This is a genomic window from Methanoculleus sp. SDB, assembly GCA_001412355.1.
Classification (GTDB): domain Archaea; phylum Halobacteriota; class Methanomicrobia; order Methanomicrobiales; family Methanomicrobiaceae; genus LKUD01.
In genome coordinates, this window is sequence record LKUD01000080.1 from 1 (window position 1) to 16053 (window position 16053).

The 16053-nt window shown below is 58.1% G+C and carries 12 protein-coding genes, 1 tRNA gene and 1 pseudogene; 3 read left to right on the top strand and 11 right to left on the bottom strand.

Annotated elements, in window-relative coordinates; translation table 11 throughout:
• On the bottom strand, positions 1–3191 hold a 3191-nt coding region (locus APR53_04835; protein ID KQC03617.1), incomplete at its 3' end, for a hypothetical protein.
• A 345-nt stretch (positions 3192–3536) separates the two neighbouring features.
• Here APR53_04835 and APR53_04840 point away from each other — a divergent pair.
• Together APR53_04840 and APR53_04845 are read left to right on the top strand one after the other, a co-directional pair.
• Positions 3537–4184 carry a hypothetical protein gene (locus tag APR53_04840; protein KQC03618.1) on the top strand — a complete coding sequence of 216 codons (648 nt, stop codon included), beginning with the start codon at positions 3537–3539 and terminating at the stop codon, positions 4182–4184.
• A gap of 595 nt (positions 4185–4779) precedes the next feature.
• Positions 4780–6228 (top strand): hypothetical protein, encoded by a 1449-nt coding sequence (locus APR53_04845; GenBank protein ID KQC03619.1) that lies wholly within the window; start codon positions 4780–4782, stop codon positions 6226–6228.
• 233 nt (positions 6229–6461) lie between these two features.
• Here the strand turns inward: APR53_04845 and APR53_04850 are convergent.
• The 8 genes and pseudogenes from APR53_04850 to APR53_04885 all read right to left on the bottom strand — a co-directional run bounded on the left by APR53_04850 (position 6462) and on the right by APR53_04885 (position 13286).
• Positions 6462–6533: transfer RNA gene (locus APR53_04850), tRNA-Thr, on the bottom strand.
• An 81-nt stretch (positions 6534–6614) separates the two neighbouring features.
• Positions 6615–7148, bottom strand: a complete 534-nt coding sequence (locus APR53_04855) for a hypothetical protein (GenBank protein KQC03620.1) — start codon at positions 7146–7148, stop codon at positions 6615–6617.
• Positions 7149–7179: 31 nt separating this feature from the next.
• Positions 7180–7938, bottom strand: a complete 759-nt coding sequence (locus APR53_04860) for a hypothetical protein (GenBank protein KQC03621.1) — start codon at positions 7936–7938, stop codon at positions 7180–7182.
• 39 nt (positions 7939–7977) lie between these two features.
• Positions 7978–8847 (bottom strand): prenyltransferase, encoded by an 870-nt coding sequence (locus APR53_04865; protein ID KQC03622.1) that lies wholly within the window; start codon positions 8845–8847, stop codon positions 7978–7980.
• 70 nt (positions 8848–8917) lie between these two features.
• Positions 8918–9721: pseudogene (locus tag APR53_04870) on the bottom strand.
• Positions 9722–9734: 13 nt separating this feature from the next.
• Entirely contained in the window at positions 9735–11210 is a 1476-nt protein-coding gene (locus APR53_04875) for a phytoene dehydrogenase (protein KQC03623.1), read from the bottom strand.
• Between the two features lie 57 nt (positions 11211–11267).
• Positions 11268–12923: a hypothetical protein gene (locus APR53_04880; protein KQC03624.1), complete on the bottom strand. Its 1656-nt coding sequence runs from the start codon at positions 12921–12923 to the stop codon at positions 11268–11270.
• Positions 12924–12989: 66 nt separating this feature from the next.
• On the bottom strand, positions 12990–13286 hold the full coding sequence (locus tag APR53_04885; GenBank protein ID KQC03625.1) for a hypothetical protein: 297 nt from the start codon (positions 13284–13286) through the stop codon (positions 12990–12992).
• A gap of 75 nt (positions 13287–13361) precedes the next feature.
• On the opposite strand from APR53_04885, the gene APR53_04890 reads away from it, so the two are divergent.
• Entirely contained in the window at positions 13362–14024 is a 663-nt protein-coding gene (locus APR53_04890; protein KQC03626.1) for a hypothetical protein, read from the top strand.
• A 155-nt stretch (positions 14025–14179) separates the two neighbouring features.
• Here the strand turns inward: APR53_04890 and APR53_04895 are convergent, their stop codons facing one another.
• Entirely contained in the window at positions 14180–14662 is a 483-nt protein-coding gene (locus APR53_04895) for a hypothetical protein (protein ID KQC03627.1), read from the bottom strand.
• Positions 14663–14760: 98 nt separating this feature from the next.
• On the bottom strand, positions 14761–16053 hold a 1293-nt coding region (locus tag APR53_04900; protein ID KQC03628.1), incomplete at its 5' end, for a histidine kinase.

A 16053-nucleotide genomic window follows, 5' to 3' on the forward strand; every position in this document is an offset into this window, starting at 1 on the left:
TCGTTGACCGTGCAGGCGTTGCCGTCGTCGCAGGGCATTCTGTCGGCAGGAGCCCCCCCACTCATATCCTCGTGCCGGCAGCCGACAGCAGGATCGCACCAGTCCTCGGTAGTGGGATTGCCGTCGTCGCAGTTAAGGAAGGGCCCGCCCCTGCAGGCCCCTCCATCATATACGTCCTCAACCGTGCAGGCGTTGCCATCGTCGCAGGGAGTGCCGTCGGCAGGCCCGCTACCCTGCTTCTCACCGCTGCTGAATATGCCCGTGATCTGACCGGGGATAGCGAGGATGCCATCGATGATCCCCGAGAGCCAGCCGAAGGGGGATGAGGTCTCGGGGGCCGCCGCCTCCACGGCCATGGATGTGGAAGCCACCGTGGCCGGGCCGGTCTCTACCATGCTCATCACGAGAGTGCCGTCCCCGGCCTCCGTGACCTGCAGGCCCATGCCGGTGTCGACGACGGTGACATCCTCGCCGTTATAGCTCGCCAGATAGGTGGCCACAAGGGGCTGCCGCGGGGCCACCACCCCCAGCGACGGGGGCACGATGACCGGCGCCGCATCCACCTGCATGATGGGGGGGTGCACCACAACCTCCACCACCTGATGGGGTTTGATGCCGGTCGCACCGGGGTTTTCGATGATCTCGACAAAGAGCTTGATCTTTCCTGCCTGGCTGCCGCTTTTCAGGGTGAGCGCCGCAACCCCCTCGGCATTGGTGAGCAGGGTGAGCACCTCGATAGTGCTATCGGTACTCTGACTTACCGGGGCCGGGGTAGCAAACGCCTGCTGCATTTTGTTCTGCCCGGCAAGGCTCGTCGGCTTGGTCCCCCCGTCATACTGGATCTGGGCGGTTGTGGCGGGAATCACAGTAAAATCCGGTCCGATGCAGCCCGGCTCCGACACCAGGGTCACTTTGATCTTTGCGTTTGCGGCCGGCACCCGGCCCAGGTGGTACTCCGAAAGGGGCTGGCCTTCCCCATGGACCATGTTCCCACCGCCGAAGGAGTAGGAGAGCACCGGGACGTCGGTGACGTTGCCGTCGGAAAGCATCACCTGCTCGCGGGGTGCGGTCTGGATCAGAGCAGCGATGGCCGCGGGAGAATATCCGGTGTCCACCGACGCCTGCGTTTTATCGGCGAGGGGATCAAGCCTGAGGGTCTCCGAGGAGATGGCGAAATCCGGGCTGACGCTGAACTGCCAGCGGATGGTCTCCGTGGCGGTATCCGGGGGCTGCACTTGCCCGGGACTCACGGTGGCCGGCACATCGGGCGAGAGAACGGGATTGAACGCCTGGAAAGCGGCCGGATTCCGGACGATGTCGTGGTACGTCGCCCATGTGGTTCCCGTCGCTGCGAGGGCGGTTTCAATCTGCTGAGGCGACTGCAGGGTCTTTGCGGTACCTACGTTGAGCAGGTTTGCCACCTCGATCTCGATGTAGGTCTCAGCGGGGATCTGCAGGGGGTAAGCGGCGCCCGATGCCTTGGAGGCCAGGACTGTGGTATCGGCACGGACGGCCATGACCGCATCCGCCAGATCGCGGCGCAATGCAGGGGATATCGCAGTGCTGAGGGGGAGTGCGGGGTCCGGTCCGGCATAGCTGTAGAACAGCGGGGACGGTGATGCAAACATCGCCTGAAGGAGACCGCCGCTGCCCACCGGGGAGAGGTAGACAAAATAGCTGATATCGGAAAGGGCCCCTCCCGCATAGGCCTGGGTGAACTCCACCGTCTTCGGGGTGATCGTCTGGCCCATCGGTTCCTGGGTGGAAACATCGATGTAGCCGGCATAGCTGTAGCCCGGGAACTCAGCCCGTATAAGGTAGGTCCGCCCCTCCTGCAGGGTGAGGGCAAAGGTGCCCTTGAGATCGGTGGTGGTATAGTCCCAGGGCCGCTGCTGGTCGATGAAGGTCTGAATGCCACCCGCCGCATCCGGATCGCCGGTATAACCGAGCTTCTCCCGGTAGAAGACATACGCCCCTTCCACCGGTTTTCCGGTGGTGGCGTCGTAGACGGCACCCTTGAACGTGGGCACGTACTTGGGAATGCCCAGATTGGTCAGGTACTTGGCCAGCAGGGCCGCAGTGACTTGATCTGCCACTTTCAGCCCCTGCCGCAGGGCAACGTCCCGCACCATGGGATCATCGCTTTTCGCCTTCTCCCAGAGCTGGGGATTGCTGGTCGCCAGTGCCCCCTCCCGGCAGATCTGGGCCACTGTCAGGGAGTCGTAGTTTGCAGCCACCGTCCAGTCCTTGGCGTGGACATGATAGGCAGGATAGGTATCCGGGTCTCCGAGGCTGGTTGCCTGATCCTCGAAGGCGGCATGGTAGTACTCAAAGGTATCCCAGACATCCCGCTGGTGATAGATGACGCAGACATCCTGGGCAAGGTGCGCCGCCCACCCCGCCTGAAAAAGGCTGTCGTACTGCGCCGAACGGTGCTCCCAGTAGCGGTGCGTCATATCATAGGTTGCGGTGTAGGCATTCACCGCCGAATCGAAGTGCTCCTGGGAAAGTTTACCCGCAGAGGGGTAAGATTCCCGGATTGCCGGGCTGATGATGATCCTGACTCCCAGCATGCCCACATCCTGAAGCACCTTGATTCCCTGGAAGACGAAGCCCACGGTGGGCAGGAATTGCAGAGCGGTCAGAGACCCGTTGATCACGCCTGCAGAGAGAATGGGGGCGAACGCATCCAGAAAGTACTGGGTGATGACCGAGACGTCCAGGCACTCCAGCCCCTTGCCCAGCGGATCGGTCAGGAAACTGTTATAGTAATGGTCCCATCCTGCCGCACAGGTGGGATCGGTTTTGTACACCGGTATTTCTATGGTACCCAGCAGGGCGGTGACGTAGACATTGACCCACCAGCGTCCCTTATAGGCGTCAGCCCATGTCGCGCCGTCCGCTAGGGCCTGGAAGTTGTTCTCATCCGCCAGGTACGCGGCCCAGTTATCATAGCCCTTCTCCTGCAGGATCCGGATCCCGTTCTGCAGCAGGTACACATGGGCGTCGGGATTATCATAGCTCCGCCACTCCTTCATCTGCCAGTCCCACGCCGCGTCGACTTTTGCGGTAAAAGTGCACGACGAACAGGGTTTATCGTCCCAGCTATGCGATGCGAAACAGCAGTCGCTCCGGGAATAGTCGGCGCCGGGGGTGTTCCAGCCCGCCGCCGGCGCCATGATCACCAGCATGACTACGAAGTAGACGCTTGCTGCACGCAACAGTACATGTGCCATATTTCTGCCCCCCCCAAAACAGGAGTGGTGTTCGGGATATATAATAAAAGCGGGGATTGGTTTTTATAACCGGAAAAAAGGAATATTTACGGGAATAAGCCGAAAGTGAGGGCTTTAAGCGTTTTTTCAGAGTGTGTTGCAGGAAGCAAATCCGGGGGTTCTCCCGCTTCTTCACATGAGGGTGAGAGCGGCCCGGATTACCTGCACGGCGGGTCGCACTACACGCAGAATGCGTTTCGAGCCTTTACGGGCCGATAATGATACTGTAGTCTTTTTACGTTCCACCGCCCACCCTTCGACATGGCCGCACTCAGCGGGCCCCCTCCGGACAGCGATCGTCCGGAGAACGGGAGCCGTTCGTGGATCGTCTCCGGCATGGACTCCTCCACCGCTGCCCTGATCGCGACCAACATCGGGGTGCTGGTGCTTGCCCTGTACCAGCAGTGGGATATCGGAACCGTCATCTGGATTTACTGGTGCCAGAGCGTGATCATCGGCTTTTTCCAGTTTTTCAGGATCCTCAGTCTGAGGCACTTCACGACCGACGACATACGGGTGAACAATGCGCCGGTGGAGCCGACACGAAAGACCCAGCGGCGCCTCGCCGGTTTCTTTGCCGTTCACTACGGATTCTTTCACTTCGTGTACCTTGTTTTTCTGTGGATGGCAGTCCCGCTGGGCCCGGAAGCCCTGAATCTCGTCTTCTCCGGCGCACTCCTCTTCTTTCTCAACCACGCCCTCTCGTTCGCCCTCAACTACCGCCGGGACGCCGAACGGCAGCAGAGCCTCGGCCGGGTCGTCGCCATCCCCTACGCCCGGATAATTCCCATGCACATCGCCGTCGTCTTCAGTTTCCTCTTCCTGAGCGGTTTCGGCCTGGTGCTGTTCATGATGCTTAAGACGGCGGCCGACACGGTGATGCATATCGCCGAGCATGCAGAGTGGTGAAGGGGGGGTTCCGGAAAGCGGGATAATGCTGCCAGCGGCACCTGGGCGGTGCAGCATCCCGCTTCCTCATTCAGCAGAGAAGCGGGGCACGTCTGGGATTCAGACAAAAGAGGGCCGATCAGGAACCCGATCAGGACGGAGAAATCCCTCCGCTCCTTCTCGTACCCGGGCCCGCAGGGCTCCTCGTGGATTAGCACGATGGTATCGGGGCGGTATCCGATCCCCCGGAGCACCCCATGGCAGGTGTTGATGGGCAGCCGCTTCGAGCGGCCCGGGATGCAGATGCAGACCTTCCCGGGGCCCATGAATCTCCTTTTGAGATATCGGCGCGGAGCCAAAAAAAATAGTTCTTTTATGGGAGGAAGGAAGGACTTTCCTAAATGCAGGTGTCCCTGATGAGAAAAATAGGCGTTCGTCATGAGCAATTGAATTATTGAGAGAGATTTTATATTACTTTGAGTTATAGTCAGGATATCCTCCGAATAGAGGAACCATGTGATCGAGAGGTTGGGGTCGGTTCAAATCTCCATGGAGATTGACCATTCCGTCTCATTGCAGGAGGAACGAGAGTATGAGATTTCGATACTTACAGTTCATGATTATATTCCTTCTCTGCCTTCTGGTCGTTAGCACTGCCTCGGCTGCAGCGAAAGGAACAGGGAAAGCAGATGCCCGGATCAATCCGACCGGGACCGGCTGGGAGAAGATATCTGAAAGCGGGATTGTAGGCGACCCGCAGAATTCCTATGCATGGTCTATGGAGGTCTTCGACGGGTCTCTCTGGGTGGGGACGAACCGGAATATATTCGCCTTCATGCTCCAGCAGATGGTGATGGGGGGAATGCTGTCAGACTGGCCGCCGGAAGTTCCGTATCCAACCGATATGCGCCCTGGAATCTACCGGATGGATCTCGATACAGAGGAATGGGAGGAATTTTACCGGCCTCCCCAGGTTGCTGAGATGATGGCCCTTGATGGCGGGTACCGCATGATGAAGACGTTTACCGCCGAGGGAGAGGAGCCGGCCCTCTACGTGGGGAGCCTCGGAGTATCCGCCCGGCTCCTGGCCATCGAGAAGGACGGCACGCTCACTCAGGTCTTTATTACTCCGCCGTCTTACTCCCGGTATATCTCCATCCGGGCTATCGAAGCGCACGATGGGCGGCTCTTCTGGGCCACGGATGATATGGCAAGTAGTAATGCCTATGCCACCCCCGCACTCTGGTGCTCCGCTGATCCGCTCAGTGAACCAATTACAACGATACCTGTTCCTGACGAATGGGTCGCCCCTTATGGGGCCGAGGTACTCGACATGGTGAGCTACCACGGTGCGCTCTATGTGTTCCTCATCCCCTACGGGGAGGAGCAGGGATTCTGGTGCGGCAAGCTCACCTTCGATGGGGATGAGCCCGCATGGGAGCTCATCGTGGGGGACGAATCGCTTGGCGCACGATATCCTGCCGGCATGGGCAGGTGGCAGAACGGGGGTGCGGTCCCCGTCGTCTTCAAGGACCGGGTCTATGTCGGCACCATGGATGGCGCGGCCTTCAAGCTCCTGACCGGCATCGCAGAGCCCAATCCCTCGGACATCACCATGGGCGGGGCGAACGGCATGCAGATCTTCAGGTTCGATCAGTCCGACCGGTGGGAGCGCATGATGCCGCACAAGTCGATCACGGACCCTGATGTTATCGAGGAGCAGAACGGATTTGGAAACCCGTACAACAAGTACATCTGGCGCTTCGGGATCCAGGACAACAGGCTCTACGTGGGGACATTCGATATCGGCACGGGAAGCACGTTCATCGGATCGCTCATGGGACTGCAAATCCAGACCCCCACCCCGCTGGGCTTTGACCTGTACTGGACCACGAGCGGAGAGCACTGGCACCCCGTCACGCAGGATGGCCTTGGGGATGAATGGAACTACGGCGCCCGTTCCTTTGTGACCGATCCGGAAACCGGCACGCTCTATCTCGGGACCGCGAACCCGTTCTACGGGTGCCAGATCTGGAAGAAAGAGCCGCAGGGCCAAGCTTCCTGATCCCCCCGATTTTTCAATAAACGGGGGCTGGTTTCGGCAGGGGCTCATTAATTTTCACCGGGTCCCAATTACTTTGCTGTTTACTTCGGCTGTCTTGAGGCTGGATCCCGGAAACTGGTCAATAGACGGCAACGAAAGTAAATCTCTCCATCGTTTTCTCAATACAGCGTCTTGGAGAAATCACTGACAATGCTTTTTAATTCAAAAAAAAGACTGCATACAGCCCGTAAACAAGCCGTTGGAGGGATTTGAACCCCCGACCTGCTGATTACGAATCAGCCGCTATACCTCTAAGCCACAACGGCACATAGCGAGCATTAGAATCGCTTGCCTTCATCTTTATGTGCGCTGAAAAATTATAAAGGTGGCGACTTTTCCCCCACACCTCATCCCTCTTCAACCCCGGACGGGCCGTGGGATGTCTGGACTTCCGGCTCTATTTCCCCCGATTTCTGAGCGACAAGCGCCGCAAGCGCATCAAGCTGGATCGGATCACGGATGCTTCTTCCGGGAAATACCATGCCGCCCCGCACCGTCATCCCCATGCCTTCGATCATCGCTGACATTCGCTCGAGGGCGACCCCCGGCGTGACGCAGCAGGTTATAAAAAGCACCGCCTCTTTGCCACGGCAGCCCTGCAGGCTTTCGATCGCTGAAACGACGGGGGGCGTCGGATGGCCCGCCCAGACCGGCGAGCCGATAACAATGGTATCGTATGCCGATACATCGATCGGTGCCGGAGTAATGCGATCGTGGTGGCCGAAAACTGCCCGCCGCGGCCCGAAGAGAAAACGGGTCAGCGCCGTATAGGCGGGCCGGGGGTATACCCTGATGCAATCAGCACCGCACCGGGCGGCGGTTGCTTCGGCAACAGCCCGGGTCCGCCCGCTCTCGCTATGATAGATAATGGCAGCTCGCATGCAACCACCTACGGATCGTGCACACATAAAGTTAACGCCTCATTTCGGCACCGGCTGAGTGCGCAATCGCAGCGGAGCCCAGCATGAGGATCACACCGATGGCGGCCGGGAAAAAAAGGCCCTCGCGAAGGAGATAGCCGGTCCAGAAGGCGAGGATCAGCAGCAGACTGCTCGCCCCGGCAACGGGATCGGGACAGCTTTTTTCCGAAGGCGTTTTCACAAACCACCAGATGATAGTGATGTAAAGAGCGCCCGTCAGGATCCATCCTGCGAAGTTCACCGGCGGGATTCCGTAATACCAGCCGTACGCTTCCCATGTCCAGAACCCGGCATGTACCGCCGCAGGATCGATGACCAGATCCGCTGCTACCAGCAGTCCCGTGGCCGCGGGGATGAGTTTTCGGGGATCATTACCTGCCAGATGACGTGCGAGGGCAACAGCCCCGAGCGGCAGCGGGGGATACGCGAAGGCGACGGTCCAGGGAACGAGGCCGAATATCTTCCACCCGAGCACGTCGCCGTAAGAAAAGATGCCGTACGGAAAACCGGTCGCCACTGCAAATGCCTCAACGAGAAGGGGAAGAACACTCAGGAGGCATACCAGAGAAACGGCTCTTTTCGGGCCGAGCCATGCGCCATAGCCTGCATAGGAAGGAAGGGCGAACAGGACCACAAGAAAGGCAGAAACACCAGCAACATATGATGCTTCTGAAAAACGTACAAAGAGCAGACCTGTCAGGAAAACCACCACCGCTGCGGCACCAACCCCGCTCCGGACCGGGCGCTTCATATGGTGGAATGAACGCCGCCATGCAATATACTTCTCGCCTCAGAACAGGGGGCCGGCCGCCTTTGCAGCCGTTGCAAGCAGAAATACGAGACCGCCGCAGCAGGTGTTGAAGTACGGCAGGAACCAGTACAGGCGCTCGATTGAAAGCCCTGAAACAAGCAGCAGCAACGGTATCGCTGAGTAGCCAAGGGAGATAAACGCCGCCGGGTGCATCCCCGAGAGCCTGATGATGATAACCGCCATGCACCCCCAGAACAGACAGCAGAGGGCGAGCGACAATGATTTCCCGAGGACGACGGCGGTCGTGCGGATACCGGCTTCGCGATCGCAGCCGATGTCGGGGATCGCGGAGAAGAGGTGCATGGCCGCAATATGGAGAAAACCCACGCTAACCAGTTCTATCGGAGGTAATGTTCCCGATGCCAGCAGATACCCGAATATACCGGGCATGATGTACAGCACATTGGACGAGAAATCAAGGACAGGGATTTCCTTGAAGCGAAATGGCGGTGCACTGTACCCGTAGGCAAGAGCGAGGAATCCCAGCAGTGCCAGCTGCAGCGGGAGTGGCACACAAAAGAAGAGACACGGGACCGGCACAACTGCGACAACCAGAACCGCAATCAGGAGCTTGCGTTCGTCCTCCGACAGCAGGTGCTCCCGACCCTGTTTTTTTGGATTATGCCGGTCCGTCTCTCCATCCCAGAAATCATTAATCCCATACAGGAAGACATTTGCCGGAAAAAAGAAATATACGAGAAAAAGGGTGTATTCGGGGCGCAAGAATGCCGTCCAGTCATTCATGCCCAGCGCATACCCAACGACGTAGGTCCCGCCGGTGTAGATCCAGAAACGAAACCGGGAAACCGACAACGCCAGGTGCAGGGCGGCAGTCAGGATATTACTCATGTCCCGCCCCGGGAACGATGCGGCCGAGCCGGGAACGCAGGCCAGCCATGCAGGCTGCAGATCCGTTGGACAGGACGGTTTTTATGATGCAGGCGGACGCTGGTTTCACCGCATGATCGTAGACGATAAACGGATTCTCGGCGATACGACGCGCCGTCCAGGCATACATATCCGAAGCCGTTTTCACCGGGATACGGCAGGAGAGCGGCAGAAGAGGAAAACCCCTCTCTCCCTCCCGCTGCCAGAGGCTGTAGCGTTCGATCTGGTGTCTGATGAAACGGGAAAACGCTTCCGGCTGTTCCCGCGCATCGTCGTGACAAAGGCCGCGAAGGCCGCATGCCCGTATCTCTTCCTGGGGAAAATACACTCTCCTGAGCTCGAGATCCTCGGCGATATCCCTGATGAAATTGATGTACTGCATCGCCCTGCCCAGGTGGCGGGCGGCGCTGGAGGACGCAGGCGGCAGATCCATGATCCGTGCCATCATCAGCCCAATCACCTCTGCGGATCCATAGAGATAGATCATCAGGTCGTCAAGGGTTTCATAGCTTGTCGTCGTGATATCGGCGGCCATGGATGCAAGGAACGCATCGACCCAGACCGGATCGAAGTGTTTGCGCTCCATCAGAGAAACAAAGGAGTCGATGACAATATCATCCGCTGCGGTGCCGGCGAGCGCATTGCGATAATCTGAACAGAACCGGTTAAATGCATCACGCTGCTGGGGAATGGCATCAACGAAATCGTCAGCCTTTCGGACAAAACTGTACAGCACAAAGACATCCTCCCGGATATGCCGCGGAAAGAAGAGCGTGCTGTGGAAGTATGTCGTGCTCCCCTTTCGAAATATCCTGTAGTGCGTGCGGCTGACCATCGAGCATCCTCCCCTAATGGCTGTACGCTTCTGCAAGTTCGCGGGCGACGATGGTCGAGGATATCAGGGTCATGGGGACTCCGATGCCGGGGTGGGTATAGTGGCCGGTATAGTAGAGATTTTCCACTTTTGCGCTCCGGTGGGCGGGTCGCCAGAGCGCCGTCTGAAAGAGGGTGTGCGAGAGACCCAGTGCCGTGCCGTGGTAGGCGTTGTAGCGATCCCGGAAATCATTGAGCGCAAAGATGCGCTTCACGACAATGGCGTCGCGTACCGGTTCCCCGAGTTTGCTCTCGAGATCGTCCATGACCTGGTTGAAAAAACGTTCCCGTCGCTCGGACGTATCCTCAAGCCCGGGAGCCAGCGCAACAAGCAGGAACAGGGTGTCGCAGCCCTCAGGTGCAGCCGTCGGATCGGTCTGGGACGGCACGTTAACGTAATACGAGGGGTGCTCGGGCCATGCGGCTTTGGCAGGATCGAATATCTTTTCAAACCCGGCATCCCAGTCGGCATCGAGAAACAGCGTGTGGTGTCGCAGTCCCGCAATCTTCCGGTTCAGTCCAAGGTACGCGACAAACGCGGACGGCGCGAGAACCCGGGATTCCCAGTAGTTCCGGTCGTAAGTCCGGAATCGATCCTCAAGAAGTTCAAGCTCGGCATGCGCGTAATCGGCGTTCACGACGACGATATCCGCATTATAGGTCCCTTGTGCGGTGATCACACCCGTTGCCCTGCCGTTGTCGATCCTTATCTTCTCAACCGGTTCGTTGAACCTGAATTGGGCCCCTAAAGATCCGGCAAGCCGGTAAATGGCGTCTGCCACCGTCCGGATCCCGCCCGCGGGATACCAGACTCCGAGGGTCAGATCGATATGCGACATGATGTGGTAGAAGGCAGGCGTATTCTTCGGGGATCCGCCCAGAAATCCTATCGAGTATTCGACAATTCTCCTTGCCTCCTCGCTTGAAAAGGATTTATTGACGAATTCCTCGAGATTTTCAAGGATGTGGAGCCGTGCCCCCTGGAGCAGCAGTTTTCCGTTGATGAGATCAAAAATGGAGCGGTAATCGCGATACAGCATTTCATTGATGGTCAGGTCGTACTTCTCTTTTGCGGATGCGAGGTACGCCTTAAGCTTCTCCGAACCCCTCTCTTCGAGATCGTCGAAAAGGATAAAAGTCCGGTCAAGATCAGCAGGGACATCGATCATGGGTTCCTTCCCGAAATAGATGCGGTAGGCGGGATCAAGCCTCTTCAATTCAAAGAAATCGGCTGGTTTTTTCCCGAATTCTGCAAAACACCGTTCATAGACGTCGGGCATCAGGTACCATGACGGACCCATGTCGAAGGCATAACCGTTTTCACGGTATACGCTGGCCCTGCCGCCGGGCTGCTCGTTCTTCTCAAAAACCGTTACATCAAAGCCTTTGTCTGCGAGCAGAGCCGCTGCGGATAGACCTCCAAACCCGGTGCCGATAACTGCAACCTTCACCTATGTCACCTCCTTGATCATCGAGAGAAAACCCCTGCTACCATAAAAGGGTATCTGTCACGGCAGACGCTGCCGACTCCGGAGAACCAATGCCAGCGTCACAATGCCGATAAAAACCGCAGCGGCATACCCTAGAAGCGTGAGAAGCCTGATAATCCCGCAGGTTCCCGCCCCCAGCGGCGCTTCCGTTGAAAGAACAACGAGCGACGAGCCGATGACCAGCGATGCGATGATCATGCCGATGAGCGTGACATATGATGCATGAGATATTGACTTTCCAAGTTGCATCACGTCGTCTCCTGCAAAATCAACCTTGAAATGCCCCTTTGAAATTTTTTTGAAGGCCGTGTTGAGCGTTGCAGGGATTTCCATAGCCTGCTCCGCACTTTCGAGGATGGTCCGGCCCGCTTTTCGTACTTTTCCGGTTGAAAAATAGCGTTCGGCAACGATATCCGAAAGATACGGGCCGACCCGCGCCGGGAAGTTGAACGCGGGATCAAGAAGGACGGTATTATCAAGGACGATCATCATCACCTTGAGAACCTGCATCATTGCAAGAGGCACCTGCAGGTGATAACGGCGCATAACATCAGGAATCTGGACCAGCATTTCACGGAAATCAAGCTGTCCGGCCTCGTACGTGCGGTATCCGTGAATGATATCATAGGTTTCGTCCTTGAAGGATTCGAGATCCTCGTCGCGTATCTCGATGCCGAATGCGGCGTACGCCTCCATGATCCGGTCCACGTCCTCCTCAACCATGCCAAGCAGGAGATTGACGAAGATTTTCCTGCGTTCGGGCCTGAGCACCCCCACCATCCCGCAGTCGATGAAGACCAGTTCGTGTTCAGGAGTGACCAGGAGGTTGCCTCTATGAGGATCAGCATGGAAGAACCCGTCTTCGAATATCTGGGTGAGGTAGGCCTGCAGCACGAGCTCGGAAAGATCCCCGGTGGCAATCCCGAATCCACGGATACCGGCGATGTCATCGATCCGCACACCGCTGATGTATTCCATGGTGAGGACCCGGCGGCACGACATATCCCGGAAGACGCGGGGGACCCTGATGCCGGGTATATCCGCCATACTGGCAGCCAGCCGTTCGGTGTTGTTTCCCTCGCGGATAAAATCGAGTTCTTTGCGGATCTGTGTGGAAAATTCACGCACCATTCCCTGCGGATTGAAGATCCGGAGATCGGGGTAGATTTCATCGACACGGCGGGCGAGGTTCCCAAGAATGGCGATATCGGTCTCGATGATCTCCTCGATCCCCGGCCGTTGCACCTTGACGGCAACAGCCGTGCCGTCCGGGAGCGTCGCCCGGTGTACCTGCGCAAGCGACGCGGCGGCGAACGGGACCTTGTCAAACGATGCAAACGTTTCACCGATCGGCCCGCAGCACTCCTCGATGACGGGACGCACCGCCTCAAAGGGAAGCGGGGCAACTTCATCGGTCAGTTTTATCAGTTCATCGATGAGACCGGGGGGAAAAAGCTCCCTTCGCGTGCTCATCAGCTGGCCGAACTTGACGAACGTCGGCCCGAGTTCTTCCAGAGCGAGACGGATACGGCGGTAGAGCGATTCCGAATCGGAAGGTTTTCCAGAAAGCCGGCCCCGTAGGGTTCCCGGAAGAATCCCTTCGACAAGCGCCCCGAAACCATAGGTTACCATGATTCCCGCAATCTCGCGGTACCGGCGGACATGCGAGAGCATCAGGGGAGTTGCTGTCGTTCTTCTAATTAAAAGTTGCCGGACAGTACATGGAAAAAAGTGTTGCTATCAGACGTACCCGCGGATGGTGACGTTTTCGTCGTCGGTTTTTTCCGCCGACGGGGCCTTGATCTCGCCGAACTTCGCCTCGTAGTCGCGGACGCTTTTGGTGAGGATTTCGGCGAAGTTTTTCGCGTGCTTGGGGCTGATGGAGACGACGGCTTTCGCCCGGGCCTGGTTGGTGCCGGCCATTTCGTGCATGAAGATGAACGAAAACTCATCGTCCTTGTAGGCGACCTGGATGCGGTTGCTGTACACCGGGTCGAGATTCTGGGGGAGATTGACCGAAATTTCCCGTTTTGTCATAAGAGTATCTTATTTACTCTTCCGCACAATAAGCCTTTTTTACGTGCGAAAACACGGCAGGGAGCAAACCAAGCGATGGCATCAGTGAGCATCTCGGGCGTGGTGGCCTGCCACCGGTGCCCGGTACGGTATTATCTCGAACGAGGAACTGATTCTGCGGAATCGGAACGCTATACGGTCGCGAAGCAGATCTCCTACGCGCTCGGGCAGCCCCTCGATCCAAAAGCCCTCTGGAGGGAGGTCCTCGCGGTCTCGCCCGGCATCGATCCCGCCATGGAAGCAGAATGCGCCGCGTGGGTGGAAGCATGCGGCCAGCGGAACTGGCGCACCGCTGCCGAACATGACGTTCCCGTCGCTTCCGAAGAACTGGGCATTCGCGGCACGATAGACAGAATCTTTGACGAAGAGCCGTATTTTGCCATCGTGCGATCGAGTGAAGCCCCGGCGGCCGGCATCTATACCTCCGACCGGATTCGTATCGCCTGTTTTTGCGTCTGCATGGAGGAAACGCTCGGGATACGCCCAAATGGCGGAGTGGTGGAGTATGTCCCGTCGGGTGCCGCCCGTCTCTGCATCCCGCAGCCCCGCGACCGCAGGGCGGCACTCCGGGCATTGGCGGCCGCCCACCGCATAGAAAACGGCGATGTGCCGCGAAAACCCCGGAATGCCCCCTGCGAGCGGTGCCATCTCGAAGAGACCTGTTCCGCGGGAGCACGCAGGCTCTCCGACCTGCTCTAGGCGGGAAGCGTCCGTATCCCGGTAAAGGCTCTCTTCACCGCAATGCAGGAACATAATCCCCGCCGTATGCTCCCTCCGAATATACCGCCGCCGGCATCACGACATCCGTGAGCCGGCATTGGTATCGAGTACGTGCTGCTGTGTAAAAATAGAGATTAGGGACCTTCCTGCGCTTCGTACACAACGTCCCGGAAGAACTCGTCCCCCGACAGGAACTCATCCTCGACTGCGGCCACTCCATCGGGATGGCCGAGTTTTAAAAGCGCAGCCGCGGAGAGAGCCCGGCAGCACTCGGTCCTTCCGGTCTTCAGGGCGGCGATCAGGGGCCCCACTGCACGCTGATCGCCGATCTCGGCAAGAGCCCAGACGGCGGGATGACGTGCCGAATCCTCCTGTGTATTCACAACGTCGATCAGGGCCTCGACGGCAGGCGCCCCCACTCTGGCGAGCGCTATGGCAACCCGCCACCGGGCGTTCGTCCCCGTGTCGGCGAGCGTCCGCACCAGCGGGTCGACGGCCGGGGCTCCGATCTTTCCGAGCGCCCTCGCTGCCTCCAGGCTGCCGTACGTTCCCTTGCCCAGCAGGGCCTCAACAAGGGCCCCTATATCATTTTGTTCCGGTTCTTTCCCGACAGGCATTTCTGTCCACCCCCTTTGACAATCGGGCCTGTTGCCCGGTTATATAATCTATTTTTACGAACCGGAGCCGCTGAACGCTTCTGCTTCACATAGTTTTATCATTCCTTTGAGGAAGCAAGCTGCCGGCGCAGCTCAGCAATCTCCTCGACAAGTAACTGGTAGGTCCGGCGCTCCTCGGTGACGTCCTCATAGGTGACATACTGGGTCCCGTCGCAGAGCTCTACAGGGTTGAAGAGGATCACCTTCTCCTTGCCGTTCTTGCACCGGACCGAAAAGGTACGTGAGCGGGGTTGGCCCCGGCCGGCCTGCTCACGGTCCGACTGCCAGGTGGCGATTGCTTCGCGGCGGGCGGCCTCGTCGGGAAACGCCTTTTGGAACCACTCTCTGCTGGTGGGAATATCTTCCAGGGTATACCCGAAGATTGCAGAGAACTGGTGATTGAGATAGAGGTAGCTGCCGTCGGGATCGATGAAGGCGGCGGCATAGGGGGAGAGATCCATCACTTCCTTGAACCGGTGTTCGTTCCGGCGGAGCCGATCTTCGGTCTGCCGCCGGGCGATGGCGATGGAGGCCTGCCGGAGGAACGATTCGATCGCCTGCTGGTCCTCAAGCACTTCGTCCGGCGAGAGAAATATTCCCGCAAAGCCGAAGAGCTGCTCCTTCCAGACCAGCCCGATCATGTACAGTTTTCCAATCCTGAACCTCCGCACGATCTCATCGCAGGCCTCTCTGGAGAACCGGTGCATGCAATAATCATAAAACGAGACCACTTCATCCTCCATGTAGGGACGGAAATGCAACTCTCTCATGGCACGGAGTGATGATGGGGACTCGAAGAACGGATCGCTGAACACGAACTCGTGGAACGGGAACTCCATGCCAACGGCGTCTCTTCCCACACATTCTTTCACCCCGTCTCGAAAGCGACGGGAGAATATCGCCTGCATGAAGAATTTCATTTTGACCTCGTCGTACGACATCACATAACACCGCGGATTCGGGACGAGTTCGGCGATTTTTTCGGTGATATACTGGTAGATATCCGCCTTAGGCGGCAGATCGACCAGTTCCATCGCCGTCCGGGCGAGAAACTCCATGTCCCGGATATAGCGTTTCCGCTCGGTGACGTCCTCAAGGACAAGGGTGCACCCCTTCTCCCCGTCCTCGAAGGTCGTGGGGATTGCCTGCATTCGGAAGAAAAGATCTTTCCCTCTGCTCTGGTAGCGGAGATCCGTAATGACCTGCTCCTTCTCGAGCCCCTCGATAATGGCGAGCACCTCCCGTGTGGAGACGACGGGGAGTGCTGCTTCTTCCATAGTCAGCCCGATCAGATCGTCCTTTGTGCGGTTGAGGAGCTTGAGGCACTGGTCGTTGATCTGGACAATCCGCTG

Excerpts from the sequence above, each read along its gene's own strand:
- APR53_04840 (KQC03618.1), top strand. The coding sequence starts at position 3,537 with ATGGCCGCACTCAGCGGGCCCCCTCCGGACAGCGATCGTCCGGAGAAC.
- APR53_04845 (KQC03619.1), top strand. The coding sequence starts at position 4,780 with ATGATTATATTCCTTCTCTGCCTTCTGGTCGTTAGCACTGCCTCGGCT.
- APR53_04855 (KQC03620.1), bottom strand. The coding sequence starts at position 7,148 with ATGCGAGCTGCCATTATCTATCATAGCGAGAGCGGGCGGACCCGGGCT.
- APR53_04860 (KQC03621.1), bottom strand. The coding sequence starts at position 7,938 with ATGAAGCGCCCGGTCCGGAGCGGGGTTGGTGCCGCAGCGGTGGTGGTT.
- APR53_04865 (KQC03622.1), bottom strand. The coding sequence starts at position 8,847 with ATGAGTAATATCCTGACTGCCGCCCTGCACCTGGCGTTGTCGGTTTCC.
- APR53_04880 (KQC03624.1), bottom strand. The coding sequence starts at position 12,923 with ATGCTCTCGCATGTCCGCCGGTACCGCGAGATTGCGGGAATCATGGTA.
- APR53_04885 (KQC03625.1), bottom strand. The coding sequence starts at position 13,286 with ATGACAAAACGGGAAATTTCGGTCAATCTCCCCCAGAATCTCGACCCG.
- APR53_04890 (KQC03626.1), top strand. The coding sequence starts at position 13,362 with ATGGCATCAGTGAGCATCTCGGGCGTGGTGGCCTGCCACCGGTGCCCG.
- APR53_04895 (KQC03627.1), bottom strand. The coding sequence starts at position 14,662 with ATGCCTGTCGGGAAAGAACCGGAACAAAATGATATAGGGGCCCTTGTT.